7 protein-coding genes and 1 pseudogene are annotated in these 6,770 nt (G+C 73.0%); 1 reads left to right on the forward strand and 7 read right to left on the reverse strand.

The annotated features are described in order from the left end of the window. The coding region (locus VGD85_RS09450; protein ID WP_331063201.1) for a maleylpyruvate isomerase family mycothiol-dependent enzyme at window positions 1-538 on the forward strand (538 nt) is incomplete at its 5' end. A 60-nt stretch (window positions 539-598) separates the two neighbouring features. Here VGD85_RS09450 and VGD85_RS09455 read toward each other — a convergent pair. The 7 genes and pseudogenes from VGD85_RS09455 to VGD85_RS09485 all read right to left on the reverse strand — a co-directional run. Continuing rightward, entirely contained in the window at window positions 599-1,375 is a 777-nt protein-coding gene (locus tag VGD85_RS09455; RefSeq protein ID WP_331063202.1) for an SDR family NAD(P)-dependent oxidoreductase, read from the reverse strand. Window positions 1,376-1,520: 145 nt separating this feature from the next. Then, complete coding sequence (dapF, locus tag VGD85_RS09460; RefSeq protein ID WP_331063203.1) at window positions 1,521-2,336, reverse strand: diaminopimelate epimerase; 816 nt, start codon at window positions 2,334-2,336, stop codon at window positions 1,521-1,523. Continuing rightward, window positions 2,329-2,985 (reverse strand): MSMEG_1061 family FMN-dependent PPOX-type flavoprotein, encoded by a 657-nt coding sequence (locus tag VGD85_RS09465; RefSeq protein WP_331063204.1) that lies wholly within the window; start codon window positions 2,983-2,985, stop codon window positions 2,329-2,331. The genes dapF and VGD85_RS09465 overlap by 8 nt, the downstream gene beginning before the upstream one ends. A 22-nt stretch (window positions 2,986-3,007) precedes the next feature. After that, entirely contained in the window at window positions 3,008-4,849 is a 1,842-nt protein-coding gene (ggt, locus tag VGD85_RS09470) for a gamma-glutamyltransferase (protein ID WP_331063205.1), read from the reverse strand. Between the two features lie 18 nt (window positions 4,850-4,867). Continuing rightward, complete coding sequence (locus tag VGD85_RS09475; RefSeq protein WP_331063206.1) at window positions 4,868-5,392, reverse strand: dihydrofolate reductase family protein; 525 nt, start codon at window positions 5,390-5,392, stop codon at window positions 4,868-4,870. Next, complete coding sequence (locus VGD85_RS09480; protein WP_331063207.1) at window positions 5,389-6,294, reverse strand: helix-turn-helix domain-containing protein; 906 nt, start codon at window positions 6,292-6,294, stop codon at window positions 5,389-5,391. Before VGD85_RS09480 ends, VGD85_RS09475 begins: the two co-directional genes overlap by 4 nt. A gap of 5 nt (window positions 6,295-6,299) precedes the next feature. After that, window positions 6,300-6,770 (reverse strand): annotated as a pseudogene (locus VGD85_RS09485) (tRNA dimethylallyltransferase); the annotation flags it as partial.

Genomic DNA, 6,770 nt, shown 5'->3' on the forward strand with positions numbered 1-6,770 from the left:
GATGCTGGGCGCCATGAGCTTCTTCCTCGACGCAGCCGACCGATTCACCGCCCTCGTCACCGCCACGACCGACTGGTCCGCGCCCAGCCCGTGCGAGGGCTGGAGCGCCGCCGACGTCGTCGACCACGTCGTCGACACCCAGCGCGACTACCTCACCCGGATGGACGTGCCGGTCGGCGACCGGCCCGGTGGGAGCCCGGAGGAGGTGTGGACGGCGCACCTGGCCGGCGTACGCCCGCTCGTCACCGACGAGCTGCGAGCGCGGGAGTACGACGGGTTCTTCGGCCGCACCACGATGGGCGCGACCCTGGACGACTTCTACGGGTTCGACCTCGTGGTCCACGGCTGGGATCTCGGCTCCTCCCAGGGCCGGCCGACGACGTTCACCGACGCCGACATGGCCGCGATGGAGGCGGCGTTCGAGGGCTTCGGGGAGCACGCGTACGACGACGGCGTGTTCAAGCGGCCGGTCGAGGTGCCCACCGACGCGTCGCGCCAGGCCAAGCTGCTAGCCCGGATGGGACGTCGGGCCGCCTGAACGGGTCGTGTGCCTGAGCACGGGCTATGGAGCGTTCTCAGGCACACGACCCGGCATCGACTACTTGGGAGGCATCCGGATGCCGCCGTCGACGCGGACCACCTCGCCGTTCATGTAGCTGTTGGTGATGCACTCGACGACCATGCTCGCCAGCTCGTCGGGCACACCGAGGCGCTTGGGGAACAGCACGCTCTCGCCGAGCTTGGCCTTGAACGCCTCGGCCTGCTCGCCCTCGCCGTAGATCGGGGTGTCGATCAGGCCGGGCGCGACCGTGTTGAGGCGGATGCCGGACGCCGCGAGGTCGCGGGCGACCGGGAGCGTCATGCCGACGACGCCGCCCTTGGAGGCGGAGTACGACGCCTGGCCGATCTGGCCGTCGAACGCCGCGACGCTCGCGAGGTTGACGATCGCCCCGCGGCAGCCGTCCTCGTCGGGCTCGTTGCGGCTCATCGCCGTCGCGGCCAGGCGGGTCATGTCGAAGGTGCCGATCAGGTTGATCGCGATGACCTTGCGGAACGCCTCGAGGTCGTGGGCGGAGTCGAACTCGCCGTCGCGGCCGATCGTGCGCTGCGCCCAGCCGATGCCGGCGGAGTTGACGCACGCGCGCAGCGGCGCGATCTGGGTGGCGGCGTCGACCGCGGCCTTGATCTGCTCGGTGTTCGTCACGTCGACCTGGGCGAACACGCCGCCGATCTCCTGGGCGAGTGCCTCGCCCTTCTCGGCCTGCAGGTCGGCGACGACCACGATCGCGCCCTTCGCGGCGAGCTGGCGGGCGGCGGCCGCGCCGATGCCCGACGCTGCGCCCGTGACGATGGCACTGGCTCCGTTGATGTCCATGGGCGCGAGCATAGCCACGCTCACAGTGGCGCTGTCACGGTCGGGTCGCCGGGTGTGACCTGTCAGCCGAAACCCGCACGACACGCCGGTGTCCCTCGGCGTGTCGTGCGGGGTTCACCGGCCGACCGGTGAAACCCGCAACCGCTCAGAGCGCCGTGGTCCCCCGCGCGACGATGACGGCGGGGCCGGTGAGCAGCACCCGGTCGTCGGTGGTCCAGGTCACCGTGAGCGTGCCGCCGGGGACGTCGACCCGGTAGGCCACGTCCGACCCGGAGGGCCGGGCGTCGTCGGCGAGCGCGGCGGCCACCATCACCGCGCAGGCGCCGGTGCCGCAGGAGCGGGTCTCCCCCGAGCCGCGCTCGTGCACGCGCATCGCGACGTGGCGCTCCCCGCGGCGTACGACGAACTCCACGTTCACCCCGTCCGGGAACCTCTCCGGGTCGCGGCTGGGCGGGTCGAGCAGCGGGCCCACCGGCCCGTGCGGGTCGAGGGAGTCCACGAACGCGACCGCGTGCGGGTTGCCCATGTCCACGTGCTGCGCCGGCCAGCTGGTGGCGCCGACCCCGACGACCGTGTCGCCGAGCACGCGCGGCGTCCCGAGGTCGGCGGTGATCTGGTCACCGTCGACCCGCACGACCTTCAGCCCGTCCCGGGTGTCGACCTCGATCGGCGCCGTCGGGTCGACGAGCCCAGCCTCCAGGAGGTAGCGGGCGAACACCCGGATGCCGTTGCCGCACATCTCGGCGATCGAGCCGTCGGCGTTGCGGTAGTCCATGAACCATCGGCCCTCGCGGCGTACGACGCGCAGCACGCCGTCACCGCCGATGCCGGCGCGCCGGTCGCAGAGCGCCCGCACCCGGTCGGCGGACAGGTCGCCGTGGACGGTGCCGTCGTGGTCGGGCAGCAGCACGAAGTCGTTCTCGGTGCCGTGGCCCTTGAGGAACGCGTAGGGCTCAGGCATACAGACCCCGCTCGTAGTTCTCGGGCCGGTAGTAGTCGTCGAGCTGCTCGGCGGTCAGTCCGCTCGGCTCGACGGTCGCCGCGATGACCGCACGTCGGGGCACCACGCCCTCGGGGTCCCAGGTCTCCGGCTTCCACAGTCCCGAGCGCAAGAACGCCTTGGCGCAGTGGAAGAACACCTCCTCGACGTCGACGACCACCGCGAGCAGCGGGCGGTGGCCCTTGACGACCATCTCGTCGAAGAACGGCGCGTCGCTGACGAGCCGCGCGCGGCCGTTGACGCGCAGCGTGTCGCCGCGGCCGGGGATGAGGAAGTTCAGCCCGACGTGCGGGTTCTCGAGGATGTTCTTGTAGCCGTCGGCCCGCTTGTTGCCCGGCCGCTCGGCGATCGCGATCGTGCGGTCGTCGATGACGTGCACGAGCGATCCGGCCGGGTCGCCCTTGGGCGAGGCGTCGCAGCGGCCGTCGGCCGACGAGGTCGCGAGCACGCAGAACGGCGAGGCCGCCAGCCAGGCGCGATCGACCTCGAGGAGCGCGGTGCGGCCCTTGTCGCGGGCGCGGGCGTTGGGTTCTCCGAGCAGCCCGACCAGCTCGTCCACGGTGCCGATCTCGGTCCAGGCCCGCTCGGTCGGGGGTGCGGCGCTCTCCACACCCCTTACGGTACTGGCGCCGTCACCTCGATTGCGGACGTACGACGGCGGCTGAGCCGCCGCCCCGCCGGTCCGGCTCGGCCGCGACCGTCAGCAGCCCGCCGGGCCCGAACTCGATGCCGGTCGCCGCGCCGATCTCGTGGCTGCCGGTGAAGATGTCGTCGTAGGTCTGCACGTCGTGGCCGAGCGCCGCGAGCGCGCCGCCGTACTGCTCGACGAACGCCGGCTCCGCGAGCACGGCGGGCGTGTTGCGCTGGGTGGCGCGGGGTGCCGCGATCGCCTCGGGCAGCGACATGCCGAGGTCGAGGCGGTCGAGGAGGATCTGCAGCACCGTGGTGATGATCGTCGAGCCGCCGGGCGAGCCCACCGCGACCAACGGCTTGCCGTCGCGCAGCACGAGCGTCGGCGCCATCGAGCTGCGCGGCCGCTTCAGCGGCTCGATCCGGTTGGGGTCGTCGGGGTCGTAGACCGCGGTGAAGTCGGTGAGCTCGTTGTTGAGCAGGAAGCCGCGGCCCGGGACCACGATCGCCGAGCCGCCGGTCTGCTCGATGGTCAGCGTGTACTCGACGACGTTGCCCCACCGGTCGGCAACCGTGAGATTCGTGGTCTCGACGTTCTCGGTGTCGGACCGCGCGGCCCCCGCGCGGGCCGGGGCGTCGCCGCAGGCGCCGTCGTACGACGACACGTCGCCCGGCGCGACCGGCTTGTCCGCGGCCTGGGCGGGGTCGATCTCGCAGTCCCGCTCGGCGGCGAAGTCGTCGCTGAGCAGGTCGGCGAGGGGTACGTCGACCTGGTCCGGGTCGCCGACGTACGCGCCGCGGTCCGCGAAGGCCAGGGCGCTCGCCTCCAGGTAGAGGTGCAGCGCCTCCGCCCTCGGGAGCGACCCGAGGTCGTGACGCTCCAGGATGTTGAGCGCCTCCCCGATCGTGGAGCCGCCCGAGGAGGACGGCGCCATGCCGTAGACGTCGAGGCCGCGGTAGCCGACGTGCGTCGGCGCCCGATCGACCGTCCGGTAACGCTCGAGGTCGCGGCGGACCATGAACCCCGGCGGCACCGGCAGCGTCGTGCTCCTCGTCGTCGGCGGGCGCCGGACGGCGCGGACGATCTCGCCGGCGAGGCGGCCGTCGTAGAACGCCCGCTGGCCGCGGTCGGCGATCAGACGGTAGGTCCGCGCCAGGTCCGGGTTGCGGAACACGCTGCCGACCCGGGGAGCGTGGCCACCGCGGTAGTAGAGCCTCCGGGTCGGCACGATCGCCTTGAAGCGGCGTTCGTTCTGTTCGACCTGGCCGCGGAACGTCTCGTCGACGACGAAGCCCCGGCGGGCGAGCCGCTCGGCCGGTGCGAGCGACTGGGCGAGCGAACGCGTGCCCCACCGGCGCAGCGCGCGCTGCCAGGTGGCGAGCGTGCCCGGCACCCCGACGGACACGCCGCTGGTGACCAGCTCCGGGGAGAAGTTGTAGGGCTCCCCGGTCTCCGGGTCGATGAACGCGTCGTGCGGCATCGCGGCGGGCGCGGTCTCGCGGCCGTCGATCGTGTGCACCTTCCCGGTCGCGGCGTCGTAGTGGACGAAGTAGCCGCCACCGCCGATGCCGGCACTGAACGGCTCGGTCACCCCGAGCGCCGCCGCGGTCGCGACAGCCGCGTCGACGGCGTTGCCACCGTCCTTGAGGACGCGCAGCCCGACGCGGGAGGCGTCGGGGTCCACGGACGCCACGCCGCCGCCGTACCCGACCGCGGTGGGGACCTTCGGTGGCGCGGGTGGCGGGGGTGGCGCGTGCGGCGTCGCGCCGGCGGGCGGCACGAGCAGCGCGGAGGCCAGGGGCAGCGACAGGCAGAGCGGTACGACGATCCCGAGACGACGCATACCCCGACCCGTGCCCGCTCAGTCGGCCGGCGAAACCACGTACCGCCCACAGAGGAACTCGCGGTTGCGGGCGTGGTCCTCGAGGCGCAGCTCGATGCGCCGCGGCAGCAGCGGGGCGCCGCCGCCGAGGGTCACCGGGGCGTACTGCACCCACACCTCGTCGAGCAGGCCGGCGTCGGCGAACTGACCGACCAGGTCGCCGCCGCCGATCAGCCAGACGTCCTTGCCACCGGCCGCCTCGCTCATCGCGGCATGGACGTTCCGCACGTCGTCGGTGGTGAACGTGATGCCGTCCTGCGGCTCGAACGAGCGGTGGGTGAAGACCCACGACGGCATCGTGAAGTCCCAGCCGCCCGGGTCGTTGTCGAGGATCCACTGGTAGGTCGTCGCCCCCAGCGCGGCGGCGCCGATCGTCGCGCGGAACGACGGGTAGCTCATCGGTCCGGCCTCGTCGATGTCGCGGCTCAGCAGCCAGCTCAGCGAGTTGTCCGGGTCGGCGATGAACCCGTCGAGGGAGCTGGCGGTGTAGTAGACCGTCTTCATGGGGTGCCTCCGGATCGTCGTCGCAGCCAGGTGATGGGGTCGCCCTCGTCGGTCTCGTGGCCGAGGTCGCGGAGCATCGCGCGGACGGTCAGCCGACGGTGGGCGGCGAAGGTGAGGACGTCGGCGAGGATGCTGCCGACCACGAAGCTCTCGGGCGGGTCGCACAGCGCGTCGACGATCCGGTCGTCCCACGCGTCGCGTCGCCCCAGGTCGCGGACGGTCTCCAGCCACCGGGGCGCGACGTCGTCGTGGCGGCGGACGAGGTCGGCGGGGGTGTCGGCGCGGTCGGCCGGGTGCTCCTCGCCGAGGATCGCGGCCAGCCAGACCTCCTTGGTGAACACGGTCCGCTCGAGCACCGCCGCGATCGACGGCTCGGCGCCCTCCCACGCCGAGACCAGCTGGCCGGGGCGCAGCTCGCGGCGGTAGTCGGCGTCGGGCAGCTGCTTGGCGAGATCGATGAGCTCGCGAGTGTCGTCGAGGTCGTGGTGGACCAGGAGGTCCAGGGGCTGGGTCATCGTGTGCTCCCCGGTGTGCACCCACAGTGAGGTGGGCGGGTGGAAGTGGATCCCGTTCGGCGCGGGCAGCCAGTGGCCCCCGGCGCCCGGCTCGGACGGCGGGTGGCCGAAGGCCCGCGCGAACGCCCGGCTGAAGCCCTCGACGGAGTCGTAGCCGGCCGCGAACGCCGCGTCGGTGACCGACGCACCCCCGCGCAGCTGCCACGCCGCCCGCTCGAGCATCACGCGACGGCGCATCGCCACCGGCGGCTCACCGGCACCGGCCGAGAGCTGGCGGCTGAAGTGGTACGGCGACGCGAACGCCCCGCCCGCCATCTCCTCCAGGCTCGTGTGCTGCTCGTCGAGCACCGCGTCGAGCAGCTCGCGCAGCCGATCCCGTCCCGCCATGGGTCTCAGTCTGGCGGCGACCCATCCCCGCCCGCTTGACCGATCTTGCTCACCGCGCGGTCGACCAGCTCGGGGTCGTCGTGGCGGATCCAGGTGATCCGCGGGTCCTTGCGGAACCACGAGTCCTGCCGGCGGGCGAACCGGCGCGTGGCCGTGATCGTGCGCTCCCGCGCCTCCTCGAGACCCAGCTCGCCCGCGAGGTACGCCGCGACCTCGCGGTAGCCGATCGCGCGGCCGGCGGTGCGGCCCTCGGCGAGACCCTCGGCCAGCAGCCGCTCGACCTCGTCGACGAACCCGGCCTCGAACATCGCGTCCACGCGTGCGGCGATCCGCTCGTCGAGCGTGGGCCGGTCGATGTCGACGCCGATCTGGACGGTGTGCGGGTCGGCGTACTCCAGTGTGGGCAGCGAGGCCGTGAACGGCCGGCCGGTGATCTCGACGACCTCCAGCGCCCGCACGATGCGGCGGCCGTTCTC

This window comes from Nocardioides sp. (assembly GCF_036401255.1).
GTDB lineage: Bacteria > Actinomycetota > Actinomycetes > Propionibacteriales > Nocardioidaceae > Nocardioides.